General features: G+C 54.3%; 22 protein-coding genes. 17 read left to right on the forward strand and 5 right to left on the reverse strand.

Annotated elements, in window-relative coordinates; translation table 11 throughout:
- Nucleotides 1-89: 89 nt before the first annotated feature.
- The 3 genes from yidC to nspC form a co-directional block, all read right to left on the reverse strand.
- On the reverse strand, nucleotides 90-1,931 hold the full coding sequence (yidC, locus tag HNQ92_RS08740; RefSeq protein ID WP_184173213.1) for a membrane protein insertase YidC: 1,842 nt from the start codon (nucleotides 1,929-1,931) through the stop codon (nucleotides 90-92).
- A gap of 204 nt (nucleotides 1,932-2,135) precedes the next feature.
- A complete protein-coding gene (pyrG, locus tag HNQ92_RS08745) occupies nucleotides 2,136-3,782 on the reverse strand; it encodes a CTP synthase (RefSeq protein ID WP_184173215.1) in 1,647 nt (548 codons plus the stop codon).
- 263 nt (nucleotides 3,783-4,045) lie between these two features.
- Entirely contained in the window at nucleotides 4,046-5,203 is a 1,158-nt protein-coding gene (gene nspC, locus HNQ92_RS08750) for a carboxynorspermidine decarboxylase (protein ID WP_184173217.1), read from the reverse strand.
- Between the two features lie 90 nt (nucleotides 5,204-5,293).
- Here nspC and HNQ92_RS08755 point away from each other — a divergent pair, with 90 nt between their 5' ends.
- Both HNQ92_RS08755 and HNQ92_RS08760 read left to right on the forward strand, forming a co-directional pair.
- A complete protein-coding gene (locus HNQ92_RS08755) occupies nucleotides 5,294-5,881 on the forward strand; it encodes a 3'-5' exonuclease (RefSeq protein ID WP_184173219.1) in 588 nt (195 codons plus the stop codon).
- Nucleotides 5,878-6,759, forward strand: coding sequence for a bestrophin family protein (locus HNQ92_RS08760; RefSeq protein WP_184173222.1), 882 nt, complete (start codon nucleotides 5,878-5,880; stop codon nucleotides 6,757-6,759). Before HNQ92_RS08755 ends, HNQ92_RS08760 begins: the two co-directional genes overlap by 4 nt.
- Before the next feature lie 21 nt (nucleotides 6,760-6,780).
- Here HNQ92_RS08760 and HNQ92_RS08765 read toward each other — a convergent pair whose 3' ends face one another.
- On the reverse strand, nucleotides 6,781-7,824 hold the full coding sequence (locus tag HNQ92_RS08765) for a glycoside hydrolase family 113 (RefSeq protein WP_246439808.1): 1,044 nt from the start codon (nucleotides 7,822-7,824) through the stop codon (nucleotides 6,781-6,783).
- 411 nt (nucleotides 7,825-8,235) lie between these two features.
- Between HNQ92_RS08765 and HNQ92_RS08770 the strand changes: the two genes are divergently transcribed.
- Nucleotides 8,236-8,535, forward strand: coding sequence for a hypothetical protein (locus HNQ92_RS08770; protein WP_246439811.1), 300 nt, complete (start codon nucleotides 8,236-8,238; stop codon nucleotides 8,533-8,535).
- A gap of 63 nt (nucleotides 8,536-8,598) precedes the next feature.
- On the opposite strand, the gene HNQ92_RS08775 is transcribed toward HNQ92_RS08770, so the two are convergent.
- Entirely contained in the window at nucleotides 8,599-9,525 is a 927-nt protein-coding gene (locus HNQ92_RS08775; protein ID WP_184173226.1) for a sugar phosphate isomerase/epimerase family protein, read from the reverse strand.
- A gap of 537 nt (nucleotides 9,526-10,062) precedes the next feature.
- Here HNQ92_RS08775 and HNQ92_RS08780 point away from each other — a divergent pair.
- From HNQ92_RS08780 to hisB, 14 genes are all read left to right on the forward strand, one after another.
- A complete protein-coding gene (locus tag HNQ92_RS08780) occupies nucleotides 10,063-10,728 on the forward strand; it encodes a hypothetical protein (protein WP_184173228.1) in 666 nt (221 codons plus the stop codon).
- Between the two features lie 16 nt (nucleotides 10,729-10,744).
- Nucleotides 10,745-11,761, forward strand: coding sequence for a coiled-coil domain-containing protein (locus HNQ92_RS08785; protein ID WP_184173230.1), 1,017 nt, complete (start codon nucleotides 10,745-10,747; stop codon nucleotides 11,759-11,761).
- 66 nt (nucleotides 11,762-11,827) lie between these two features.
- Complete coding sequence (locus tag HNQ92_RS08790; RefSeq protein WP_184173232.1) at nucleotides 11,828-12,853, forward strand: hypothetical protein; 1,026 nt, start codon at nucleotides 11,828-11,830, stop codon at nucleotides 12,851-12,853.
- Nucleotides 12,854-12,955: 102 nt separating this feature from the next.
- Nucleotides 12,956-13,456, forward strand: a complete 501-nt coding sequence (locus tag HNQ92_RS08795) for a hypothetical protein (protein ID WP_184173234.1) — start codon at nucleotides 12,956-12,958, stop codon at nucleotides 13,454-13,456.
- Between the two features lie 120 nt (nucleotides 13,457-13,576).
- Nucleotides 13,577-14,416, forward strand: a complete 840-nt coding sequence (locus HNQ92_RS08800) for a maleylpyruvate isomerase N-terminal domain-containing protein (protein WP_184173236.1) — start codon at nucleotides 13,577-13,579, stop codon at nucleotides 14,414-14,416.
- Between the two features lie 128 nt (nucleotides 14,417-14,544).
- Nucleotides 14,545-15,342 carry a class D beta-lactamase gene (locus tag HNQ92_RS08805; RefSeq protein WP_184173238.1) on the forward strand — a complete coding sequence of 266 codons (798 nt, stop codon included), beginning with the start codon at nucleotides 14,545-14,547 and terminating at the stop codon, nucleotides 15,340-15,342.
- Between the two features lie 56 nt (nucleotides 15,343-15,398).
- On the forward strand, nucleotides 15,399-16,805 hold the full coding sequence (locus tag HNQ92_RS08810) for a carboxylesterase family protein (RefSeq protein ID WP_184173240.1): 1,407 nt from the start codon (nucleotides 15,399-15,401) through the stop codon (nucleotides 16,803-16,805).
- Between the two features lie 51 nt (nucleotides 16,806-16,856).
- Nucleotides 16,857-18,698, forward strand: a complete 1,842-nt coding sequence (locus tag HNQ92_RS08815) for a MutS-related protein (RefSeq protein ID WP_184173242.1) — start codon at nucleotides 16,857-16,859, stop codon at nucleotides 18,696-18,698.
- Nucleotides 18,695-19,159, forward strand: a complete 465-nt coding sequence (locus HNQ92_RS08820; protein WP_184173244.1) for a GNAT family N-acetyltransferase — start codon at nucleotides 18,695-18,697, stop codon at nucleotides 19,157-19,159. Before HNQ92_RS08815 ends, HNQ92_RS08820 begins: the two co-directional genes overlap by 4 nt.
- A gap of 93 nt (nucleotides 19,160-19,252) precedes the next feature.
- Nucleotides 19,253-20,770: an HsdM family class I SAM-dependent methyltransferase gene (locus tag HNQ92_RS08825; protein WP_184173246.1), complete on the forward strand. Its 1,518-nt coding sequence runs from the start codon at nucleotides 19,253-19,255 to the stop codon at nucleotides 20,768-20,770.
- A 200-nt stretch (nucleotides 20,771-20,970) separates the two neighbouring features.
- Nucleotides 20,971-22,191, forward strand: a complete 1,221-nt coding sequence (locus tag HNQ92_RS08830; protein ID WP_184173248.1) for a bifunctional alpha/beta hydrolase/OsmC family protein — start codon at nucleotides 20,971-20,973, stop codon at nucleotides 22,189-22,191.
- A gap of 212 nt (nucleotides 22,192-22,403) precedes the next feature.
- The gene (locus tag HNQ92_RS08835; protein ID WP_184173250.1) at nucleotides 22,404-22,997 is read left to right on the forward strand and encodes a TetR/AcrR family transcriptional regulator; all 594 of its coding nucleotides are present in this window, start codon (nucleotides 22,404-22,406) and stop codon (nucleotides 22,995-22,997) included.
- 55 nt (nucleotides 22,998-23,052) lie between these two features.
- The gene (locus tag HNQ92_RS08840; RefSeq protein ID WP_184173252.1) at nucleotides 23,053-24,306 is read left to right on the forward strand and encodes an MFS transporter; all 1,254 of its coding nucleotides are present in this window, start codon (nucleotides 23,053-23,055) and stop codon (nucleotides 24,304-24,306) included.
- A gap of 223 nt (nucleotides 24,307-24,529) precedes the next feature.
- Nucleotides 24,530-25,654, forward strand: coding sequence for a bifunctional histidinol-phosphatase/imidazoleglycerol-phosphate dehydratase HisB (gene hisB / locus HNQ92_RS08845; RefSeq protein ID WP_184173254.1), 1,125 nt, complete (start codon nucleotides 24,530-24,532; stop codon nucleotides 25,652-25,654).
- The last annotated feature ends 75 nt before the right edge of the window (nucleotides 25,655-25,729 follow it).

Consider the following 25,729-nt stretch of genomic DNA (forward strand, 5'->3'; position numbering starts at 1 on the left):
ATAACTCAAACACCTTCTAAAAATAAAGGGTAGTGTACTTGAACAGCCACACTACCCTTTCAGAACGATCAATACCTACTTAATCATACTCATTTCTTTTTGCCGGGGCGCTTTTCTAGCTCGGCTTGCTTCTTTTTGGCTTCCTCGGCTGCCTGCAGCGATTTTTCCAGGTACTTCTGAAACTTCGACTGCTTCTTCTCGCCCTTGGCGTTTTTGAGCCGGTTTTCGTCCAGGATCCGTTTAATTTTGTCTTCATCCACCAAGCGCCGGATCAGCAGCTGCTGCCCGATGGTCACGATGTTGGACACAAAATAGTAGAACGTCAGACCCGCCGGGAAGGAGTTCAGTACGAACATAAACATCAGCGGCATCACGTAGCTCAGGAACTTCATGTTCACCGGCCCCGGTTGCGTGGGGGTCATCTGGTTGTTGTAGTAGGCGTACACAATGCTCGAGGCCGTCATCAGAACCGTAAACAAGCTCACGTGGCTGCCGTAAAACGGAATCCTGAAAGGCAGGTTGATGAACGAATCGTAGGTGGATAAATCGTGTGCCCAGAGGAACGATTGCTGCCGCAGCTCGATCAGGTTCGGGAACAGGAAGAAGAGCGAGAACAAAATCGGCATGGTAGCCAGCACCGGCACACAGCCGCTCAGCGGGCTTACGCCTACCTGCTGGTACAGCTTCATTTGATCCTGCTGCTGCTTGGCCAGGTCGTCCGGATTCTTCTTTTTCAACTCTTCCAGCTCCGGGGCCAGCAGACGCATCTTGGCCATGCTCACGTACGACTTGTAGGTTAGTGGCATCAGGATCGTCTTGACGATCAGCACCAGGCAGATGATCAGTAGCCCGTAGTTGGAGATGAATCTTTCGAGGAAGCTGAACAGCGGCACCAGAAAGTACTTGTTGATGGGCTTCAGGAAAGCGTAGCCCAGGTCCACGTTCCGGTCAAAATCCTCGGCGTTGACCTTCCGAAGTACCTGGTAGTCATTAGGACCGATGTAAAAACTGAAATTGGCTTTGCCCTGCTGCAGAGCCGCCACCGGAATGGACGCCTCCACGTTCAGCGTTTTTACGACCGAGCTATCGGCGGTGTTCACGTCCGCTTTCATTTCGACGTTCTCCAGCGGCTGCGACTTCGCGATCAGGCCCGAGATGAAGTACTTGTGTTTAAGCGTAAACCAGCGTACCGAGGCATCGGCTTTGTCGGTCGCACTGCTTTCGGGGCTTCCTTTGCCTACGGTGCTCACCTCATCGGTAAAGTAGGCGATGTCGGCCGATTTCCGGTTTTCGTTCAGGTCGTTTTCGAGTTGGAGCAGGTTGTTGGTCCAGCCGAAGCGCAGGGCCTGGTTGGCCTGGCCAATCCCGCCGGAGCGGAGGTTGTAGTCAATTTCGTAGCCCGAACCCCGTACCACGTACGTTTGCTCCACAAACTGGTTTCCGGCCAGCGCCATCCGGTAGGTGATCACCGCCGAGTCCTGCTCCGACAGCGTGCGGTTCTCGGCGCTGGTGGTAAAGTACAGGTCCGTCAGATCGACACTGCCCGTTTGCGTGGGCAGATTCAGGCGAAACCGGTTGTGCTCTTCGGAAATAAGGTAGAGCGGTTTTTGATCGTAGGTTTTGTATTTTTTCAACAATACCTCTTTAATAACGCCTCCTTTGTTGGAAAAAACGACGCGTACGTCGCTGGTTTCGATCACTACGTCCTGGGGTTGTCCCTGGGCGGCGGCGGCAAAGGTACCGTAGCGTGCTCTCACTTCCGTTGAATCCAGTTGGGGCGGGAGGGTATCCGTGGGGGCTGATGCGGAGGGAGACGTGGTTGTTTGTTCCTGGGCGATAGGCTGGGGTTCCTCGGGTTGAGGAACCAGTAGTTGATAGCCTATCAGCATTAGTAAAATAAGTACTAAGCCTATTACCTGATTTCTGTCCATTCGTTACTTACTATTGATAAAATTTTTCCCGTTGCTTCGGATTGTTAAAGTACCGGCTCGTTGCACCGTCGATCGTTTAAAAAAAGGGCCAGGTGTGCCGCCTGATGCCGTTCCAACCGGGCAAGGGCTCCATCCGATTTGGGACGGCAAAGGTAGTGAAGATTTTCGGGATTGGCATTTTTTAGGACCGATGATTCCTTCCCTTCAGTGCATCACGGCTCTTTTTTGTAGGGAATATTTCAGTACCGACTTTACAAACTGCACGAATAACGGATGCGGGTTCATGACCGTACTTTTCAGCTCGGGGTGAAATTGGACCCCGATGAAGTACGGGTGGGCGGGAATTTCCACCATTTCCACCAGGTTGTTCTGCGGATTGATCCCCGTGGCCAGCATCCCACCTTCTTCAAAGGTCTTGAGGTACTGGTTGTTAAACTCGTAGCGGTGGCGGTGACGCTCGCTGATGTTGGTCCGGCCGTAGATTTTGTGCGCCAGGGTATCCTTCTTCACCTTGCAGGCGTAGGCTCCCAGCCGCATGGTACCTCCTTTGTTGGTTACGTCCTTTTGGTCCTGCATGAGGTGAATCACCGGATGGGGGGTTGACTGGTCCATTTCGTAGGAGTGCGCCCCTTCCAGGCCCAATACGTTGCGGGCGTACTCAATCACGGCCATTTGCATGCCCAGACAGATCCCAAAGAACGGAATGCCGTTTTCGCGGACGTAGCGGATGGCCGCAATCTTGCCCTCGATGCCCCGCTCGCCAAAACCCGGCGCTACCAGTACCCCGTCCAGCTCGGCCAACTTATCGACGGCGTTTTCCGGCGTAAGCGATTCCGAGTGAATCCACTCAATATTGACCTTGCACTCGTTTTCGGCACCGGCGTGAATAAACGACTCCACGATGGACTTGTAGGCATCGTGCAGCTCCACGTACTTACCTACCAGCCCAATCCGGACCGACTCGGTAGGGTTTTTGAGCTTGGACACAAAGGCTTGCCAGGCATCCAGCTCCACATCCTGGTCGTTGTAAATATCCAGCATGTACAAGGCCCGTTGGTCCAGGCGTTCTTTGCGCATCAGCACCGGCACGTCGTAGATGGTTTCGGCGTCCATGGCCTCGATCACGGAGTTCACCTGTACGTTGCAAAAAAGGGCAACTTTCCGCCGAATGTCGGGGGGTAGTGGGTGCTCCGTGCGGCATACCAGAATATCCGGCTGCACACCGGCCTCCTGAAGCATCCGAACGGAGTGCTGCGTGGGCTTGGTCTTGAGCTCACCGGCCGAGGCCAGGTACGGAATGAGGGTCAGGTGAATGATCAGGGTGTCGTTCTCGCCCAATTCAAACTTAATTTGGCGCACCGCCTCGATGAAGGGCAGCGATTCGATGTCGCCCACGCAGCCGCCGATCTCCGTAATGACGATGTCGTATTCCCCGGTTTCGCCCAGGAGCAACATGCGTTTCTTGATTTCGTCGGTGATGTGCGGGATGACTTGTACCGTTTTTCCCAAAAAATCCCCCCGGCGTTCGCGCATGATCACGTCGTAGTAGATACGGCCGGTGGTGACGTTGTTGGCCTGAGAGGTGCGCACGTTCAGGAAACGTTCGTAGTGACCCAGATCCAGATCCGTTTCCGCGCCATCATCCGTTACGTAGCATTCGCCGTGCTCGTAGGGATTCAGCGTACCCGGATCGACGTTGATGTACGGGTCGAATTTCTGGATCGTGACCGAAAGGCCTCTGGATTGGAGTAATTTGGCTAATGAGGAGGCAATAATCCCCTTGCCTAGTGATGAAGTGACGCCGCCCGTAACGAAAATGTACTTAGCGGTCTTTTGCCCTGTAGAAGCCATAAGACGTTGCTATTTTACTATGATTACGGGATACAAAAGTACAGCAAATCCAGGAGAGTTTACGGGTTTGGGTACTAAAAGTTTTTCGCCCTGTCAAATGTAAGGTACCTAAGGCTACCGTAGCCAGCCGGTTAGCCCTCCAGATCAGGTAGCAGCCAGCCCAAAGTACCTCTTACCGGCCTCAGGGCGCTTTTTTTAAGAAGAATTTTTCCCTTCGGGTACCTGGACTCACCAGGCCGAAGGCTCAAAAAATAAAGTACCTCCTACGACAGGCGATCCTTAAAACTTTCGTAGCCGTAGCTGCGTACCAGCCGGAAGGTACCGTCGGCCTGGGCTATGCCAATGGAAGGCAGGTTCACGCCGTTGAAGGTAGTGGTTTTCACCATAGTGTAGTGAATCATGTCTTCAAACACGAGGCGGTCGCCCACTTGCAGCGGTGCGTCGAAGGAGTAGTCGCCCATGAAGTCACCGGCCAGGCAGGTCATGCCGCCCAGGCGGTAGGTGGGCTTACCCGCCAGGGGTTCGTGGTACGCACCCTGAATATAAGGTTTGTAGGGCATTTCGAGGGTGTCGGGCATGTGGGCCGCAAAAGACGTATCCAGGATCGCCACCTGGATACCCTGGCTATCAAGCACGTCCAGGACGGTACTTACGAGCACACCCGTGCGCCAGGCAATGGCCGAGCCCGGCTCCAGGATCACGTCCAGCTGGTACTTTTCGCGGATGGCCCGTACGAGCTCCACCAGCAGGCCGGTATCGTAGCCTTCGCGGGTCATGAGGTGGCCGCCGCCCATGTTGAGCCACTTGGCCTGGTGTAGCAAATCCCCAAACCGGGCCTCCAGCGCCTCCAGGGTACGTTGCAGCGTGTGCGAGTCGTTTTCGCAAAGCGTATGAAAGTGAATCCCTTCCAGGCCTGCGGGTAGTTGGTCGGGCAACTGGTTGCGCGTCACGCCCAGGCGCGAGCCGGGTACGCAGGGGTTGTACATGTCGGTGGCAACTTCGGAGTACTGCGGATTGACCCGAATCCCGCACGATACGCGCCGCTCGGGGTGCTTGGCATTGAAGTCGGCCACGCGGGCTTGGAAGCGTTCCCACTGGCTCAGGGAGTTAAAGGTCACGTGGCTGCTGCGCTCAAGTACCTCGTCGAACTCGCGGTCCAGGTAAGCCGGAATGTAGGTATGCGCGCGGTAGCCCAGAAAATCATTGACCAGCTTGATTTCATTCAGCGAGCTGGCCGTAGCGCCCTTCAGATACTCCTTCACGATCGGGAAAGCACTGTACATGGAAAACCCTTTCAGCGCCAGAATGATCTGACAGCCAGCGTCCTGTTGTACCTGATCAATCAGGCGGAGGTTGTTCCGAAGTAGTTGTTCGTCCAGCACAAAGCAGGGAGAAGGTACCTGGGCGTAATCAAGGGCCATTTTTTTCTACTCGTTGGTTAATGAAGAATGCGTTGGGATGTCTTACTTTGTCGGAAATTTAACGCAATACTAAACAAAGAAATTCATACGATGCCGTTTCTGGTACTTGATATAGAAATGACCGGCCCCGAGCCTGGCTGGAACGAAATCATCCAGATCGGTGCCGAACTCTTTAACGATCAGTGGGTTTCGCTGGGTACGTACTTACAGAATGTCTACCCCGAAAACGAAGAAGCCTTCTCGGTCAAATCCGAAGAAGTACACGGCCTTTCGCTGGCTGACCTCGAAGACGCCCCGATGATCTACGAAGTCATTCCGGAGTTTGAGAAGTGGATACGGAGTAAAGGCGGATCAAGTACCCGCCTGTCGGACGTGATCATCTGCGGGCAGAGCGTCATCTACGACATTAACTTCCTGCGGTTTGCGTACCGCCACGAAAAAATGAAGTGGCCTTTCTCCAACAAAATGCTTGATCTACATACGGTTTCCTACCTCTTTTTTAAAATACTGGAGAAGAACGGCCGCTCCGTGCCGCGTTCGCTGAGCCTGGGGGCGGTATCGGGTTTCTTTGGCTTTGAGCGGGAGGACGAAACCCATAACGCGCTGGAAGACGCGCAACTGACGGCCCGCTGTTTTAAGGAGTTTTTTAAACTGATCGACTACGTCAAAGTACCATGATAGAATACAATCCGAAGGAGTGGTTTCGGTTCATTTTCTTTTTTCACAAAGCGGATACCGTCCGGAAGCTCGGGCCGCTCCTGCTCACGATCGCCGCCTACTCCACCATTCTGGCTTTCCTGATCATTGACGTCTGGAAGATTGGCCAGGACACCGACCTGAAAAACGTGTCCCTGATGCACTCGCTCCTGGGTTTTGTGATCTCGATGCTGCTGGTGTTTCGTACCAATACCGCCTACGACCGCTGGTGGGAAGGCCGCAAGCAATGGGGTAGTTTGGTCAACTGCAGCCGTAACCTGGCGCTTAAAATCAACGGGCTGCTGGGACCGGAGCAAATCGAAGCACGGGCCTTCTTTCGGATTATGATTCCCAACTTTGCCTTTGCGCTCAAAAACCACCTCCGGGGTACTTTCAGCCCCCAGGAATTTCAGAACGCCCCGGCCTTTGGGCTGGAAGACGTGGTGGTGCAGGAGCACGTACCTAACCAGGTGGCGTCAACCCTGTTTGCCAGGGCGATCGAGCTACAGAAGCAAGGGGTACTTTTGCCCGAGCACATGCTGCTCATCAACTACGAACTGGCGGCTTTTACCAACATCAGCGGGGCCTGCGAGCGCATCAAGAATACGCCCATTCCTTTTTCGTACAGCTCCTTTTTGAAAAAATTCGTATTTCTCTACTGCATCACGCTGCCCATTGGGTACGTGTTCAGCCTACACTACCTGGTAATTCCCTTCGTGGTATTTGTGTTCTACATTTTGGCTAGTTTGGAAGTAATTGCCGAGGAAATCGAAGATCCGTTCGGGACCGATGCCAACGACCTGCCTACCGATAAAATCTGCGGCGGCATCCGTACTACCGTCCATGATTTGCTAAAGTAGGTACCTGCCAAGGTACCTCACCTACTTCCCGAAGTGTTCGCGAAGTACCTGCTCGGCCGGTTTGTGCTGGGGCGAGTACGGATCGCGGGCCTTTTGACCGCGGGCGAGCTCAGGAAACCATTTCCATACAAATCCCCCGGCCATCCAATCTTGCCGCCATACTTCGTCAAAAAATACCCGGTAAGCCTGCGCCTGTAAGTCTTCGTTTGCTGGCTGGGAGCGGTCCGTTTCCCAGGGTCGGCGTGCGGCGTAGTCGGTACTGAGGTACCCAAACTCCGTAAACAATATGGGCTTTTGCTGGTGTGCGGCGTAGGCCTCCAACGCCCTAAGGGGCTTTTGCCAGCCTTTTTTCAAAGCCTGCCCTGAGGGCGATCGTTGCTCCGATAGCGGAAAGTAGGCGTCCACGCCAATGAAGTCCAGCTCGTGCCAGAAAGGTACCTCCTGGTAGGCGTCCCAGTTTTCGGCGTAGGTGAGCTTTCCGTGGTAGATGGCTCTGATCTCCGGAATGATGCGCTGCCAAAAGGCCGGCCGCCGGGCCACAAAGCGTTGCATCTCGGTGGCGATGCAGTAGATTTCCACCTCGGTGGAGTCGGCCACGCGGGCAAAGTCCAGCAGGTACTCGGCGTACTCTTTTTCAAATATAACCCAGTCGGCTTCCGTAGTGAGCTCAAAGTGACCGGTAAAAGTACCCCGCCCGATCCAGATATGCGGCTTCAACATCACCTTCAGGCCGTGGGCGTGCGCCATTCGTATGCTCTCAGCGGCCCCTTGAGGCGTTTCGCCCCACCACTTCCATTCCTTATTTTTTCCGTAGTGAAAATGAGGCTTACCGGGCTCAATGAATCCGTACGGCATGATGGACACCCACTCAGCCTTTACGTTCTTGACGGGAAGGTAGGTACTATCGGCCAGCGGTTCGCGCGGAGCTACCAGCGAAACTCCTTTTATTTTTTCTCCCTTGAACTGAAACCGGTTGGCCTTGGAAGTGGTGGTACAGCCAGAGAAAAGCCCCCAGATAGTCAATTGACATAGTATAAAATAACTATACGCTATTTTTTTTATCATGAGGTCAAATTTATTTTTTTGGGCTAAGTAGATTCATTTTTAAAGCATGGCGTTCATAAAAAGTTACTTTTTGTCAGATTTTAGGTAAAAAAATCAACAAATCAGTCAAATATTCTGCATTTATGACATTTTATCCCCACAAACAGAACATATCGTCTCTTTTAAGGAAAAATACGGATTTGGAACAGTTGTTTTATATTTACAGTTAATAGAGCATGGGCTTTATTACAGTCTATTAATTACTACAATAATTCTATAAATATCATGAAACGCTCAACATATCTCATAGCTATTGCAGCCTTATTTCTTTTTGTAACTGCTAATGCGAACGCTCAGACTTCCGTAAAGGTAGATCCCGGCGTATCAGTAAATAACTATAAGCACCCAAACAAAGCGAAAAAAGCCAAGCAAATGGAGGGTGAAACGTATAGTATCGAAGTTTCCAACATAGGTACCGTAGAAAAAGTAACGGCCGCCCGGGAAAGAAGCCGCGTAAAACACGCACCGAAGTACGCAAGCCGTCCTTCTACGCTGGTAGTACCTAGCGCTGGAGTTGAGAAAGGCGTTCAAACGAACCCGCTCAGTTCACCTCGTCATTACAAGACGCCTACCCGTACGGGAAGCGTTTCTGGTAACGACAGCCAGGTAGCCCAAAGCCGGGTGGTAAAGGATACAACGACCACTACGGTTCAGGAAGCTACCATTGACTAAAGATAGTAAGTAGCTAGTAATAAGAAAGTCCGGCGGGGAAATTTCCCCGCCGGACTTTCTTATTTAATCGTAGGCCAGAAATTGCCGCAGGTAGTTACGGCTGGTCAGAATGGCACTTTTTACGTCGTTGACGTCACCCTCGTAGGCTTTGTCTTCCACCTCAATCACCACCGGCCCGCGGTAGCGCACGTCGGTCAGGGCGGCGAAGAAAGCCCGCCAGTTGACGTCGCCCAGTCCGGGTAGTTTGGGCGAGTGGTACTCCAATGGATTGGCCATGATCCCGACGCGGTCAAGCTTGTCGCGGTAGAGCTTCGCGTCTTTCAAATGAATGTGGTGCAGGCGGTTTCGGTACTGATAAATGGGCTTCACCTCGTCCATCATTTGCCAGATCAGGTGCGAGGGGTCGTAGTTAAGCCCAAAGAGTGGGCTAGGGATGATCTCAAACATACGGTCCCATACGGCGGGACTGATGGCCAGGTTTTTGCCACCGGGCCATTCGTCGTCGGTAAAAAACATGGGGCAGTTTTCGATCCCGATCTTCACGTGGTGCTCCTCGGCTACTTTGACGATACCGGGCCACACGTCGGCAAAAACCTTCAGATTGTCGGCTATGCTGCGGGAAGGATCCCGGCCCACGAAGGTATTGACTACAGGTACCCTCAGCCGGGCCGCGCCCCGGATCACCTCCTTGATGTGCTCCACATAAAACGCCGCTTTGGTAGCGTCCGGGTCCAGCGGGTTGGGGTAGTAGCCCAGAGCCGAAATGAATATCCGGGCTTCGCGCAGGGTATGCTTTAGGTCAGCTACGCGCTTGTCGGTAAGCCCGGAGACGTCGAGGTGGGTCACGCCCGCGTAGCGCCGGTTGTCGGCGTTGTCGCTGGGCCAGCACATCACCTCCACGCAGTCGAAACCGTGGTTGGACGCAAAACTGATGACGTGTTCAAAGCTAAAATCGGCCAGGATGGCGCTTACAAATCCTAGTTTAAGCATGGGTAAAGCGTTTAGTATACAATGACAGGAATTCGAAGGTACCTTCGGGAGAAGAAGTACCTTCCAAATTGATCAGGCGTAAAGCAAAGGTACCTCATTGCTCGTAAAATAGCATAGCACGGGCCGGGTACTGATCAAAATCAGGTACCTGGTCCGAGGTACTTTGGGTATCTTTCCTGGGCTTTGTACCGGCACATCGGCAGTGGGCCTACCAGGAAGTACCGACCGTAGCTTATTCTTAACGATCCGCCCCCAAAGCGGACTTGTAGCCTAGCGGCGCGACTTCGGCAGCGGAGTTGCGCCGCTTTTTGGCAAAAATTCATCCGTCTTTTCGGCGGTACCATCCCCGCCCAGAACCGTTTGTAAACTCCCGAATGGAAAATCCCCGTCGGTTCGCTAATATTGACCTGTAGTCCACGGCAAGTGAATTTCCCCAGTCACCGCAACGGCCCTTAAAAAGGTACCTGGCTGGGAGAATGAAGTGAATAACCCCGCCAACCGACTACCTCAACCAACCCTAACCGACGTATAGGACCTATGGCCGAATCTGAAAAAAGCATTGGGGGTAAGATCTGGGGCTTTTTTGTGAAGGAAGCCTCCGAGCAGCCGGTGGCTACTCCCCCGCCCTCGCCGGTAGCTGCGCCCGCGCCTGCTACCGTGCGCGACACCGCCGGTACCCGCGACATCGACCGCAAGTTTGTGGATCACTTTGTGGAGCTCCTGGCGAAAGCCAACCTCCCCGGCCCGGACTACTTTGAGTTCAAGCAGGCGCTCCAAAGCATGCAAGGGCTGGGGCTGAGCGAGGAAAAGCAGTTCCAGGCCGCCTGGGCGAGCTTCAAGGCGATGGGTGGGCTGACGGACCTGGCGGTACTTACCACCACCGCCGGCCAGTACCTGACCGTGCTGGACAAAGACCGCGCCGCCTTCCTGAAAGACGTGGAACGGGCCCTGGCTGAGCGGGTGGGTAGTTTGAACGACGAGCTCAAAAAATTGCAGCAGGATAACAAAGCCTTTGCCGAGCAGATCACCGCTTTGCAGGCCAAAATCAACGCCAATAACGAGCGGATCGGGCAGATTTCCGGTGAGGTGGAAGCCCAGAGCGCCCGGATTCACGAAAACCGCGACGGTTACGAGCTGGCGCATCAAAGCTTCGTGCAGCAGATCCATTCGGACAACGATAAAATCAAAAAGTACCTAAACTAAACGTACCTACCCAACCATGGCAACACAGGACTTCTCCCAACTAGGCGGCTCCCAGGACGACGGCAAGAGTTCTTATTGGACCAAACCCGAAGGCATTACTTCGTTGCTTTTTATAGGTGCCCTGGGCGCAGTGGGCCTCTACTACTGGAACGTCATCGCGCTTTTTCTCATTGAGGTAACCAAAAATACCCTGTACCTGGGCGGGCTGCTCGCGGTGCTGGCGGTGGTGATCTTTTTGCTGACCAGCCGCGACGTACGTACTGCTGCGTTCTTTTTATTCAAAACGCTGATGCGCAAAATCACGGGCATCATCATCAAGCTGGATCCCATCGCCATCATGAAGATCTACATCAGTGATCTGAAAGAGAAGCGCGAGAAAATGCAGGGACAGATCAACCAACTGGCCGGGCAGCTCGTGAAGCTCAACAAGAAGATCACCGAAAACAACGAGATGATCAAGCAGAAGTTTGCCGAAGCCAACAAGGCCAGCCAGCTCGCTGACCGCCCCGGTATGCGCGAAACGGCCTCGTTGGCAACCATCGAAGGCGCGGGCCTGCAGGAAATGAACGAAAAGCTGCTGCCCCTGCAGCGTAACATCCGCACGGTACTTGAATTCATGGAAAAGGTGAACAAAAGCGCCGACTACATCATCAAGGAGACCGAGATCAAGGTGAAGCTCAAGGAGGCGGAGTACCAGATCGTGAAGGAGAGCTCAAACGCCCTGCGCACGGCCATCAGTATCTTTAAGGGCAATCCCGACAAGAAGTTTTACTTCGACGAGTCGATGGAGTACATCCAGGACGACATGAGCCGGAAACTGGGCGAAATGAAACGCGCCATGGACCTTTCCATGGACTTCATCAACGCCGTAGACGTACAGAACGGCATTCTGTCGGACAAAGGCCAGGCCCTGCTCGAAGCTTACAACAAGGGCGAGTTCAAGCTCATCCAGCTCGATGCCCCCGCGGCCCAGCCTGCTGCCCGCCCCCTCAATCCGCCCAAGGATTCGAGCTACCGCGGACTGCTGGAATAAGTACCCTAGGGCCACACCCTTGTCCTGAAATGTTTGAACGTAGTTAACCTGTAAACTAAAGTACCCATGAAACGATTAACCGTAGCCGGACGGCTGCTCATTACGGTCCTGATCCTCGGCGCCTTATTTGCGGGCTATAAGTACCTGGGCGGCGAACAAGCCCTCGAAAAAATAGCCACCACCGCCCAAAATAGCTCTACTACCGCCGAAACCTCCGTGGCGGAAAGATCGGAAGCGGACGGATCGGAAAGTACCTCCGCGCCGGACAACCAGGCTACCGATACCCGGAGTGGTAGCTTCAACTATACGGCCCCCGCACCCGTCAACGGTACCCTCAAGGGCGTGGTGGAGCTGGGAGCCAGCGGCTTCAACTCCTTCATTGTGCGCATCGACAACCAGAAACGCTGGAAGCTCGAGAAGGCGGAGTTTGGGAACAGCCTGGTATTGGAAAACATGGCTACTGACGACGACGTACGCATGGGCCTGAAAAGGTACATCGGTAGTATGCTCGACTTCGGCGTAAGTGGCAAAGAGATCCACTTTGTGGTAAGCTCCGGAGCCGCCAAAGCCGACGTAACCCAGAAGATCAGCCGGGCGCTCAAGTCGCTGGGCTACGTGGTGAACCAGGTAACGCCCGAGCAGGAAGGGCAGCTGGGCCTGCGCTCGGTACTTCCCGAAGAGTACACCAGCCGCGCTTTTGTGACCGACATCGGCTCCGGCAATACGAAAATTTCCTGGCTGGACGGTAGTAAGATTAAGTCCGTAGAAACCTACGGTGCCAAGTACTTCCAGGCCGGACCGGACGACAAAACGGTTTATAACGAAGTAGCCGCCAAGGCCAAACAGATTCCGGCTTCACAACGCAAAACGTGTTTCATCATCGGCGGGGTACCTTTCGAGATGGCGAAAGAAGTGCGTCAGGGTAAGGAGCGCTACACCGTGCTGAAAGCCCCCGACGCCTACCAGCTCGAAAACGCCAAGTCCAAAGCCGGCGTGAACATCTACAAGGCCATCGCCGAGGCCACCGGCTGCGAGCAGTTTGTCTTCGACTGGGACGCCAACTTTACCATCGGCTTCCTGCTGAGTCTGTAAACAAGGTACTTGAAAGTACCTACCCAAGCGGGATTGGCGCGCAAGTACCCGCGTCAATCCCGTTTTTTGCTAAATTGGCCCTTTATAAAAACAATTCTGTCCATGACGCTCCGCGAGCTTTTCCAATACACCTCTACTTCGCCCTGGCCCATCCTGCTGTTATTTATATTGTTTCCGTTGCTGGCTTGGGCCCTCGGCGAAGCAGCCCACGGCAGCCGCGAGGTTGTCAAGTGGGGGTACGTATACGCCGTGCTGGTGTACGCCGTTTGCATTCCGGGGATCTTCGCCGTCACGCTCAACCTGTACCTGTTCCTCTTCGAGCGGCAAAGCGTGTGGGAGGCCAACCTGCTTTTGCAGCTCGTGCCGGTGGTTTCGATGGTACTTACGCTCCTGCTCATCAAGCGCAAAATTCCCTTTCGGCTGATTCCGGGCTTTGGCAAGTTGTCGGGCTTCCTGACGCTCATCGCGGCGCTCATGGGCGTGATGTGGTTTGTCGATAAAGTCCATTTTTATGCCTTTACCTACGTGCCGTTTGTGTACCTGCTGGTCGGGTTTGTGGGGGCGCTGCTGCTGATTCGTTTTGCCTGGAGCCGGTTGTTTTAACTCCTGATCGTTCGCGTTCGTCCCCGATAGTTCGCGTTTGCAACGCGAACTCCCCGAAAAGCGCGTTTCCAACGCGCCAAAAAGTACTTTACAAACTCCTAAGTACCTAACCCTCCCCGCATGAAACTACCCATTCCTATCCAAACCCTCCCTCTTTTCCCCCGGCTGGATCAAAAATTGATTGAGCTCCTCCGCTCCCTCTCGGCCTCGGATTGGGAAAAACCAACCGTGGCTTCCCGCTGGACCGTCAAGGACATAGCCGCTCACTTGCTCGACGGCAACCTGCGTGCGTTGTCGATGCTGCGGGACAACTACTACGGCCAAGCTCCCGACCCCATTCACTCGTACCAGGACCTGGTCAGCTACCTCAACCGCCTCAACGCCGAGTGGGTACTTGCTCTGAAGCGCCTTAGTCCGCCCGTCCTCACCGAGCTCCTGGAAAGTACCGGCAAACCTTACTACGACTACCTCAAAACCCTGAATCCATTCGACCCGGCGACTTTCTCGGTAGCCTGGGCGGGCGAGCAGGAATCCGAAAATTGGTTTCACCTGGCGCGTGAATACACCGAAAAGTGGCATCATCAGCAGCAAATCCGGCTGGCCGTGGGGCAGGAAGGGGTACTTTACGCCCGTGAGTACTACTTCCCTTACCTGGACACCTCGATGCGGGCCTTACCGCACCATTACCGCGAGGTACCCGGTCAGGAAGGTGCGTTGATTCACTTCCACGTGCAAGGCCAAGGCGGCGGCGATTGGTTTTTGTATCATGATGGTCAACGATGGACCCTGGTACTTGAAAGTACCCTTCCACCCGCGTGTCGGGTGAGTATCGAAGGTACCGTGGCCTGGCGGATTTTCACCAAAGGGATCAGACGAGCCGACGCCGAAAAATACGTAACCCTAACGGGCAACCAGGCGCTGGGCCAGCCTATTTTTGACATGCTGGCCGTCATGGCCTGAAATGGGTTGGTTGGCTGGTTCGCGTTGGCAATACCCGCTAGTTCGCGTTTGTAACGCGAACTTACCCGAAAAGCGCGTTTCCAACGCGCCAAAACCATTTAAAACAAAACCTAAAATATAAATTAGCCGTGAAAGTAGCTTTTCTCCTGTTGCTCCTTCTCTCTGGTAGCTCGCTCCTGGCGCAAGTACCCCTCAGCCAACCCTTCGAAGATTGTAATATCCAGGGGAGCATTACTCTTTACGACTACAAAGCCAAAAAATGGATCGCCAGCGACATCCACGATAGCCAGGTACCTACGCTTCCTGCCTCTACGTTCAAAATTATCCATACCCTGATTGCCCTCGAAACGGGTACTGTCGCCAACGAACATGAGCTTGTGAAATGGCCCGGCCATACCGACACCACCAAGTACGGCTACCGGCCCGACATCTACCACGACATGAGCATGAAGGAGGCCTTCCAGGTATCGGCGGGCTGGGTGTACGTGGAGTTTGCCAAGAGAATCGGCAAAGAGCGCTACCGCGACTACCTCACCCGCGCCCACTACGGCAACGCCGACGTGTCCATCGACGACCCCGACTTCTGGAACTTCGGCTCTTTTGCCATTTCGCCCGTGAACCAGATCGAGATCCTGCGGGCTGTGTACGAAGAAACGCTTCCATTTTCCAAAACTACCTTTAAAGTACTAAAAGAGCTCATGATCGAAGAGCAAACCGCCACCTATACCCTCCGGGCTAAAACCGGCTGGACCCGCGACGGCGGCAAAGATACCGGCTGGTGGGTGGGGTACCTTGAGCGCGCAGACAACGTTTATTTCTTCGCGACCCGCCTCATCAAAGACCGCAGCACGCCCAACCCGGCTTTTACCCGCTGCCGCAAGGAAATCACCAAGACGATCCTGAAGCAAATGGGTGCCTTAGAGTAGAGCCAGGCCCATTTTGTGAGTAGGTACCTGTTCATATCCTCATTCCTCCGTTCGCGATGCCCAAAAACTTTTATACATACGCCATTTTTTTTCTGGCGCTCGCCGTGTTATTCAGTCTGAGCAACGGCCTTCTCTTTGTTTTGCTCCGGACAGACGTCTTTGTGCTTCATTCCTTTTCGAGCTGGTTTTTGGTGGGCCACCTGGTCACGCTGGGCGGCTGGCTGGTCGTTTTAAAGTACCTTCACTACCACCGCTACTGGCTTTCGTTCGCCGCAGGCATCATCGCAGCTTTGGCCTTTCTAGCCCAGTTTCTCGTTAGCTACCGGCTCCTACTCATGTACCGCGAATGGGAACCCTACTTTCTGCCTGCCGTTTTCTTTGCGCTCAGCGCCGACACCCTTTATGCCCTGAGCCTCGTTTTTTCCAAGCCGGGCAAGCATCCTCTGCTCCGATGGTCGGGCATCCTATGGAGCCTGCTGGGGCTTATTCTGCTGTCGACGCTCGTCGTATTGGTCAATACCACCGACGTGCAGCTCAAAGGGTACCTGGAAAACCTTCACCGCTACACATCCTGGACGGGCAGCCTAGGACTGCTACTCTGGGTTTTCCATTTTAGAAGAGAAGACAGGCAGCCGCTCCAGGTAACGGCCGGTCCCCGCCGCTCCGAATGGCTGGAAGTCTTATTGGGTTTCTCGACCTTCCTGGCGCTGGGCTTTACCTTGTACCTGGGTATGCAGGTGGCTCTTCAAGCCTACGAGCATACCCATATTTCCGGCCGGGCCCGGCAGCTCGCGCAGCCCTTTGAGGCCCGAACCTACCGGAGTCCCCAGGGCGAAACGATGATGTACCGCCTCCTGAAACCGCTCGATTACGACCCTAAAAAGAAGTACCCGCTGGTGGTGTGCCTCCCCTATTCCTGCCGCGAAGACAACATCCGGCAAGTAGACGCCTGCCCCCCGGCACAGTGGTTGATGCGGGAAGAAAACCGAAAAAAGTACCCCGCTTTTCTGTTTGTTCCCCGGTGTCCGCCCTTTACGGGTTGGGGCGGTGTTCGGAATACCCCCTCCGTCGATGCGCTGGCCATTGAAGCCATCCGGGCGCTCAGCCAGGATTTCAGCATCGACGAAAAGCGGCGCTACGTGACGGGCGTGTCCAGGGGTGGGTACGGTTCGTGGCACTTCATCACGAACCATCCGGGTTTATTTGCCGCGGCCGTTCCGGTTTGCGGCAGTGGCGATCCTGCCTTGGCTCACCACGCGGCCGACGTGTCCGTATGGGCGTTTCACGGGGCCAAGGATCGAAACGTACCCGTGGGCGGATCGCGGGATATGATTGCGGCCCTCAAAAAAAACGGAAGTACCCCTCGCTACACGGAGTATCCGGACCTGGAGCACGATATTTGGTGGAAAGCAGAACAGACGCCGGGCTTGCTCGATTGGCTTTTTGAGCAAAAACGCAAATAAAATAGAATTCCAGAAAACGCATTCTTAAAATCAGATCCTAAAAACCAACGAATGACTATTTACAAAAATAACCTGCAAGAGTACGAAGCCACTCTTTCAAAGCTAGCTCAGGCGTCTAACCGGCTGTCCACCCTTCGGCTGCTGGCTTTTATTATTTCGGCAACGGCGATCATTATAGTAGCCAATGCCAGGGTTTTGCCATTGCTTTTACTCGTGGTTCCGCTCTGCTTCGTGGGCTTTGCTTTATTAATCAAACGCTACAACCAGGTTACGTCTTTAAAACAACATACCACTTTTTTAAAAGAAATAAACGAACAGGAACTCGTAAGACTAGAAAATAAACTTTCGGGTTTCCCAACGGGACAAACTTTCAGCAGCCGCAGCCATGCTTATGTCTCCGACCTGGATATTTTTGGTGCTCATTCTTTATTTCAATTGATCAACCGCGCCACGACCGAGTCGGGGCAGGCACTGCTGGCGAGCTGGCTGGCTGAGCCCGCGCCTAAGTCCGTCATTCTTGAAAGACAGAAAGCCGTTCAAGAGCTCACTCCCAAGCTAGGCTGGCGGCAGGACTTTCAGGCCTCGGGCCTGCCCTTCAAGAACGCCAAGAGCGACTACGATAAACTGCTGGCCTGGATTGAAAAACCGGTGCTGCTTTTACCACATCAAACCAGGTACCTGGCCGTCAGTATTCTGCTGGCTGTCGTATCGACGGCGGCGGCTTTGTATTTTTTAAGGCACGTATTTACGTCCGATTGGCTGGTTAGCAGCCTACCCCTGGTGCTACTGCTATTCATCAATTCGAGGGTACTAAAAAAAGTGAGTACCATTGCCGAGGAAATTATCGAAAGTACCCAACACAATGTCAAAACCGTGGGTGGCTACCAGGCGCTTATCGCCCGGATTGAAGGCGAGTCCTTCGATTCGGAAGTCCTCCAACGGCTTCAATCCACGTTTAGCCAGCAGCACTATTCGGCCGTAAGCGAAATAAAAAAACTCAAGAATATACTGGAGGTATTTCAACTTAGAGGTACCAAAAAAGAAATTGGCCGAAACACGATGTATTCCATCTTTAATACGCTATGGCTGCTTGACATTCACTGGATTCTTCAGACGGAAAAATGGAAATACAAAAACGGGGATCACCTCCGTACGTGGGCGTCGTCCGTGAGCGAATTCGAAGTATTAAGTAGTCTGGCGGGCTTTGCCTATTCCAATCCCTCTTTTACGTTTCCCGAAATAAAGGAAGAACCTTACAGCATTCATTTCGAAAGCCTGGGGCATCCTTTGATCAGCGCCGAAAAAAGAGCGTGTAATGATTTCAGCCTGGAAAACCGCGGGGAAATCATGATGATCACGGGCTCCAACATGGCGGGTAAAAGTACCTTTTTGAGAACCGTGGGCGTCAACCTGGTGCTGGCCCTGATGGGCGCCCCCTGCTGCGCCAAAGCCGGACGGGTGTCGCACATGAAGATTTTCACCAGCATGAGAACGCAGGATAACCTGGAAGAAGGTATTTCTTCTTTTTACGCGGAATTGAAACGAATCGAGCAGCTCCTGAAATTAATCGAAAGCGGCGAGGCGATCTTCTTTTTGTTGGATGAAATGTTTAAAGGTACTAACTCGCAAGATCGCTACAAAGGCGGCGTTTCGTTGATCAAACAGCTCAGTGAACTCAACGCCTTCGGCATGATCTCGACGCACGATTTAGAGCTGGCCAAACTAGCCGAAAACCACCAGACGGTAGAAAACTTCAGTTTCAACAGCGAGATACGGGAAGGGGAAATCATTTTTAACTACGCGCTTACGGAAGGTATTTGCACCGATTTCAACGCCAGCGAATTAATGAAAAGAAGTGGTATAAAAATCCTTTCGACCCTGGACGAACAATGATAAACATACGCGTCTACCAAGAGGCTGACCTGGAAAACATCCTGGCGCTACTCCGGCTTAATACGCCCAGGTACTTTGCGCCCCACGAAGAAGCAGACCTGGTGAACTACCTCAATCATGAAATGGAGTACTACTACCTGGTGGAGCAAGACCAGCAGGTACGGGGGTGCGGGGGCATCAACCTGGCCGAGGACGGCCGTACGGCGAAGCTTTCCTGGGACATCATACACCCCCAGTACCAGGGCCGGGGACTGGGCCGTGCCTTGATGCAGTTCAGGATTCAGCGCATCCGAGAGCTGGAAGGGATCAAAACCATTTCGGTTCGCACCTCTCAACTCGTTTATCCGTTTTACGAAAAATTCGGCCTGGAAACCAGGGAAATAGTAAAAAACTATTGGGGTGAGGGCCTCGATTTATACCGTTTGGATGGTAGTATTGATTTATTTTTGGCACCAAAATAGCTATATAGCAGGCTGATTCGTCACATCGGTAAAGCTCGTTTTTACCAGAAGCGATGAATCCATTGATAAAATAGATACCTCAACGACCCTTGTATGGCTTCTTTAGTGCGCAACTACGAGCGCAAGAAACTGCTCGGGCAGATCTATACCCCGGCGCGTCTTGTGGATAAAATCCTGGATGAAGTGGGCCTTACGGGTACCGCTTTTCTGGGCAAAAAGGTACTTGATCCCGCCTGCGGCGACGGGCGCTTTCTGGTGGCCGTCGTGCAGCGGATCATCCGCTATTCGCCGCCGCCCCAACTACCCCAACACCTGCTCACGGTACACGGCTGGGACATCGACCCGGTGGCCCTGTCACTTTGCCGCGCTCAGCTCGACGAGCTCGTGGCCCCGCTGGGCCTGCGCATCGACTGGAACCTGCACCAGCGCGACGCCCTTCGCCAACACAAAAGTACCTTGCGCTTTGACCTGATCGTGGGAAATCCACCCTACATTCGGATCCAGCACCTGCCGATGCGACAACGCGCCTACCTCCAGCAACACTATACCTTCTGCGGAACGGGCTCTACGGACGCCTACCTGGCCTTTTTTGAGTTGGCTTCGCGGCTGTTGTGCCCCGGAGGTACCTGCGGGTTCATCACGCCGAACTCGTATTTTACCTCCGAAACCGCCCGGCCCCTCCGGCAGTACTTCCTCGACAAGAAGAACCTCCGGCTTATCACCAACTTCGGCGCGATGCGGGTATTTACCAACGCGGGTACCTACGCCGCCATCAGTGTGTTCGGGACGGAAAGCCGCACGCACTTTCGCTACGAGCTCGGTGATGAAGCGTACAGGTACCTGGCCCGTGAAGTACCCTTTGCCGAGCTCAGCGGGGCTGACCGGTGGCACCTGTCGGTACTTTCTCCCCAACCTACCCAAGGTACCCGGCTGGGCGATCTCTGCCAGATTTCGGTGGGGCTTACTACCCTTTCCGACGCCGTATATCTTTTGACGGTGGAGCATCCGGAAGGTACTTTGGGGGAATCCGCCACGGTAATGGCCACCACGAGAAAAGGGCAGCGTCTGCGGTTAGAAAAAGCCATCTTACGCCCGGTCGTGAAAGCGTCCCGGCTGAAAAGTACCCTTGATCCCATCCGGGAGTACATTCTTTTTCCTTACCGTACCAACTCCGCCGGAACGCATGAGATTATCCCCGAAGAGGTACTTCGGGCCAGCTACCCTTGCGCCTACAAGTACCTGCGGAGCGTCCGGAAGGTACTTGAGCGCCGCGACAACGGTCGCCCCAACGCCGTGGCCTGGTACGCCTTTGGCCGTGCGCAGAGCCTGGATAGTGCCTTTGGCGAAAAAATCGTTTTTTCGCACATGAACAAAACACCTAACTTTATTCACTACCCCAACCCCGACTGCACCCTGTACTCGGGCTACTTCATCAAGTACCCTGGTGACATGAAAGCGCTCGTGGAGGTACTTAATTCGCCCGCCATGGCTGCTTACATGGCCGTTGCGGGCCGCGACTTTCGGGGGGGCTGGAAAGGCTACAACAAAAAAATCGTGGCGAGTTTTATCGTGCCGGAAGGTACCTTGGAGCCGGTGGAGAAACCCGACTGATATTCCAGCACAAGGTACTTTGTTTCTGTATACTTGAAAAAGAATCAGTCAAGTAAGGTACTTTTGATTCGTTGAATGCCAAGCGACACCAACGGGAAAAGCTGCACGTGGTAGTCCAACGTCCATCCGAGGGGCTAATTGGCAGCCACCTCAGTGGTGCTTGTTGCTTTCTTCTTTTACTTTCAACTCAACTTTTTTTTATGAAAAGCCTACGCCTCCACATAGAAAACCAAGCCGGTGAGCCCCTGGCCGCCCGCCTGGAACTACCTGCCAACCGCCAGCCGCACCATTTCGCGCTTTTTGCCCACTGCTTTACGTGCAGCAAGGACCTGGCCGCCGTGCGCAACATCAGCCTGGCGCTTACCAACCAGGGCTTTGGGGTAGTTCGCTTCGATTTTACGGGCCTCGGCGAAAGTGCCGGCGACTTTGCCGAAACGTCTTTTTCCAACAACATCGAAGACCTCGTGGCGGTAGGTACTTTTATGGCCCAGCACTACCAGGCCCCCTCGCTGCTGGTGGGGCACTCGCTGGGCGGTGCGGCCGCGCTGGTAGCGGGCGCTATGATGGAATCTGTAAAAGCCATCGCGACCATCGGGGCTCCGGCTAGCCTGACGCACGTCAAAAAGCTCTTCGCCGACGACCTGCCGGTTATCGAGAAAAAAGGATACGCCGAGGTCCGGATCGACGGACGGCCCTTTACCATCAAGCAGCAGTTTGTGGAAGACCTGCGGAGCCGGGACTTACTGGCCCTGGTGCGTGACCTGCGCAAACCGCTGCTCATTGCCCATTCGCCCCAGGACAAAATCGTGAACATCGACAACGCCGCCCAGCTCTACCAAGCCGCTTTTCACCCCAAGAGCTTCCTTTCACTCGACGGCGCCGATCACCTGCTTTCCCGACAGGCCGACTCCCACTACGTGGGCGACGTGCTCAGTAGCTGGGCCAAAAGGTACCTGGATCTGAAAAAAGACCAGCGCCCCGCCTCCGACTCCCAGGTGGTAGCCCACATCACCGACGATGGCTACACCACGCAGATTCAGGCCGGTCCGCACCAGCTGGTGGCCGATGAACCCGAAAAACTGGGCGGCAACAACTTCGGCCCTACCCCCTACGAGCTGGTTTCGGCGGGCCTGGGAGCCTGCACGGCCATCACGCTCCGCATGTACGCCGACCATAAAAAGTGGGACTTGCAGGAGGTATACGTACACCTGGACTACCACAAGGTACACGCCGAAGACTGCCTGGCCTGCGAAGACGCCAGTGTGTCGGGCAAGATCGACCAGTTTCACCGCGTGATCGAGCTGATCGGTGACCTGGACGACGACCAACGCGCGCGGCTGCTGGAAATTGCCAACAAATGCCCCGTCCACAAAACGCTGCACAGCACCATCGACATCCAAACTACCCTGAAAAAAGACTGAAGCTGTGGGCAAGGGGGTAAGGGCTTAGGGTACCTTAAGCGCTCCTATTGCGGGCAACGGTTGTCGGGCAACGGTTGGTAAAAAATTAGCTACGTTTCCCTGGCAGGTACCTTCACTCCAAGGTACCCAGGTACCTCATGTTTCTTTTTTTAAAAAAATAATTTGCGCGGCCACCATAAATAAACAAACGTTCATTTATATTTGTAGCCATTATGAGACCCCGCAACGAAAATAAAGAACTGGCCGTGCGGCAAAAAGCCCTGGAACTCATCGTGAAAGAAGGGTTTGACGGCCTGAGCATGCACAAGCTCGCCAAAGCCGCGGGCGTATCGGCGGCCACGATTTACATCTACTACCAGGACCGGGAGGATTTGATTTTACAGCTGTGCGAAGAAGAAAATCAAAAGATGACGGAGGCTACTCTGGCCGGTTTTGACCCCGACATGCACTTCGACGAGGGCTTGAAGGTACAGTGGCTCAACCGCGCCAAGTACTGCCTGGAAAATCCCCTGAGCATGCATTTTCTGGAACAGATCAAGTACTCGCCCCTGCACGAAAAAGTCCGGGCCCGCATGGATCCGCGCTTTCACGAAGCCATGCGGCGGTTTGTTAGCAATGCCATCCAGCGCCAGGAACTAGTACCCTTGCCCATCGAAATCTACTGGTCCATGGCCTTTGCGCCCATGTACCAGCTCGTGAAGTTCCACATGTCCAAAGCCGGGATGCCCGGTCGGGGCGATTTTGTGCTGGACGAAGCCAAGCTCAACCAGGCCCTGGCGCTGGTCCTGAAAGCCCTGAAGCCCTAGTTTCTTTACCTATACACTGCATCACAAACTACCCATTTTCATCACTCAGATCCGCATGGCGACCACATCCCAACCTACCTTCACGCGCTACGAGAAATTCGTGGTCGCGATTTTGGCCCTGCTGCAATTTACCATTGTGCTGGACTTCATGGTACTTTCGCCCCTGGGGGCCATCCTCATGCAGGAGCTCCAGATCACCACCTCCCAGTTTGGGCTGGTGGTATCGGCTTATGCGTTTAGTGCGGGCGCGTCGGGTCTGCTGGCGGCGGGTTTTGCCGACAAGTTCGACCGCAAAAAGCTACTGCTTTTCTTCTACGCGGGCTTTGTGCTGGGTACCTTCTTTTGCGGCCTGGCTCCCGACTACCCCTCACTCATGGCCGCCCGCATCTTCACCGGCATTTTTGGGGGCGTCATCAGCTCCATCAGCTTTGCCATCATTACTGACCTCTTCCCCGTGCAGGTACGGGGGCGGGTGATGGGTTTTGTGCAAATGGCCTTTGCCAGCAGCCAGGTCCTGGGCATCCCCATCGGACTGTACCTGGCCAACGAGCTGGGCTGGCACGCACCCTTTTTGATGATCGTGGGCCTAAGCCTCCTCATTGGCCTGGCTATTGTTTTTTATCTCCGCCCCATTGACATGCACCTGGCCCTGCAGACCCGTCAGAACGCCTTCCAGCATTTGTTCAAGACGGTCTCTCAGGCCAGGTACCTGCGGGCATTTATGGCTACTACCCTCCTCGCCACCGGGGGCTTCATGCTCATGCCGTTCGGGAGTGCCTTCAGTGTGCATAACCTGGGTATCGACCTCCACCAGCTACCGCTGCTCTACATGTGTACGGGGCTTATCACCATGATTACCAGCCCAATCATTGGCAAGCTGAGCGATAAGCTCGGAAAAATCCAAACCTTCGTCATTGGCTCGGCCATTTCCGGCGTCATGGTACTGATCTATTGTAACCTGGGCCTCACGCCGCTCTGGTTGGTTATTGCCATCAATGCCGTGCTGTTTGTGGGCATCACCTCCCGCATGATTGCCTCCTCGGCCCTTATTACGGCCGTACCCGCCCCGCAGGACCGGGGCGCTTTCATGGGCGTCAACTCGTCAGTGCAACAGGTGTCGGGAGGGGTAGCCGCCGCCGTGGCCGGGCTCATCGTGTCCGAAACCACTACCGGCAAGCTGGTGCATTACGACACCGTAGGGTACCTGGTAGTAGTCACGATCGTGATCACCGTGGTGCTCATGTACCGCATTCATCGTGATGTATTCGGAAAGAAAAAAAGCGAGCTTACTACGGCTCCGTCAACTTAACATTTGGAAAGTACCTTTGATCATGAACCGGTCCGGGGTACTTTCCCATCGTGGTTATCTAAGTAGCAAATAGCTAGATGGAGCGACAGTCACCCGTTTAGCGTGATTTTATTCTTCCCCAATATCGATTTTTCCTCCCGCGCCCCCTTCGCTTTTCCCGCACGATTCCCCAACTTTGTAGCCCGAGGGGCGAAGCCGCCTCTCCCTGACCAGACTACCCTGCATGAAAAAAGTACTATTCATCGACCGCGACGGCACGATCATCGTCGAGCCCCCGACCGACTTCCAGGTCGATTCACTCGAAAAACTGGAATTTCTCCCCGGTGCCATTTCAAACCTCCGCCGAATCGCCGAGGAAACCGACTACGAGCTAGTGATGGTGACCAACCAAGACGGGCTAGGTACCTCTTCGTTTCCGGAAGAAACCTTCTGGCCCGCGCAGAACAAGATGATGCGCACCCTCGAAGGCGAGGCCGTCACCTTCGCCGCCGTACACATCGACCGCTCCTTTCCCCACGACAACGCCCCTACCCGCAAGCCCGGGACGGCCATGCTGAAGGAGTACTTTTCGGAGGAGTACGACCTAGCCAACAGTTACGTTATCGGCGACCGGCTCACCGACGTGCAGCTGGCGCTGAACCTGGGCAGCAAGGCTATTCTCTTTGCGCCCAAAGTACCTACCGAAGGCCTCACAGACGCCCTGAACGGGGTAGTTTCGCTCATTAGCTCCGATTGGGGCGCCATTTATGAGCACCTGAAACTACCCTCCCGCACGGCGCACGTGGAGCGTAACACCAAAGAAACCGAGATCACCATTGACCTCAACCTGGACGGCAGCGGCCGCTCTGACATCCAGACTGGCCTGGGCTTTTTTGACCACATGCTCGACCAGCTCGCCCGCCATTCGGGGGCGGACCTGACCATTCGTGTCAACGGCGACCTGCACATCGACGAGCACCATACCATCGAGGATACGGCCCTGGCCCTGGGCGAAGCCTACCGCCAGGCCCTGGGCGACAAGCGCGGCATCAGTCGCTACGGCTTTCTACTACCCATGGACGAAGCCCTGGCGCAGGTAGCCATCGACTTTTCGGGCCGCCCCTGGCTGGTGTGGGACGCGGAGTTCCGTCGGGAGAAAATCGGCGAAATGCCGACCGAAATGTTTTATCATTTTTTCAAGTCGTTTTCGGATACCTCGCTCTCCAACCTGAACATCAAAGTAGAGGGGCAGAACGAGCACCATAAGATCGAATCTATCTTTAAAGCCTTTGCCAAAGCCATCAAAATGGCCGTGAGCCGCGATATGAAAGCGCTGGATGTACTGCCGTCTACCAAGGGAGTTTTGTAATTATTTCCTCTGATTCTGCGGTAAGAAACAAATCCCTGCGTATTTTTGTAGCAGTTCTTCACTCGAAAATAGATA

The sequence above is a fragment of the Rhabdobacter roseus genome (assembly GCF_014202275.1).
Taxonomy (GTDB): Bacteria; Bacteroidota; Bacteroidia; order Cytophagales; family Spirosomataceae; genus Rhabdobacter; species Rhabdobacter roseus.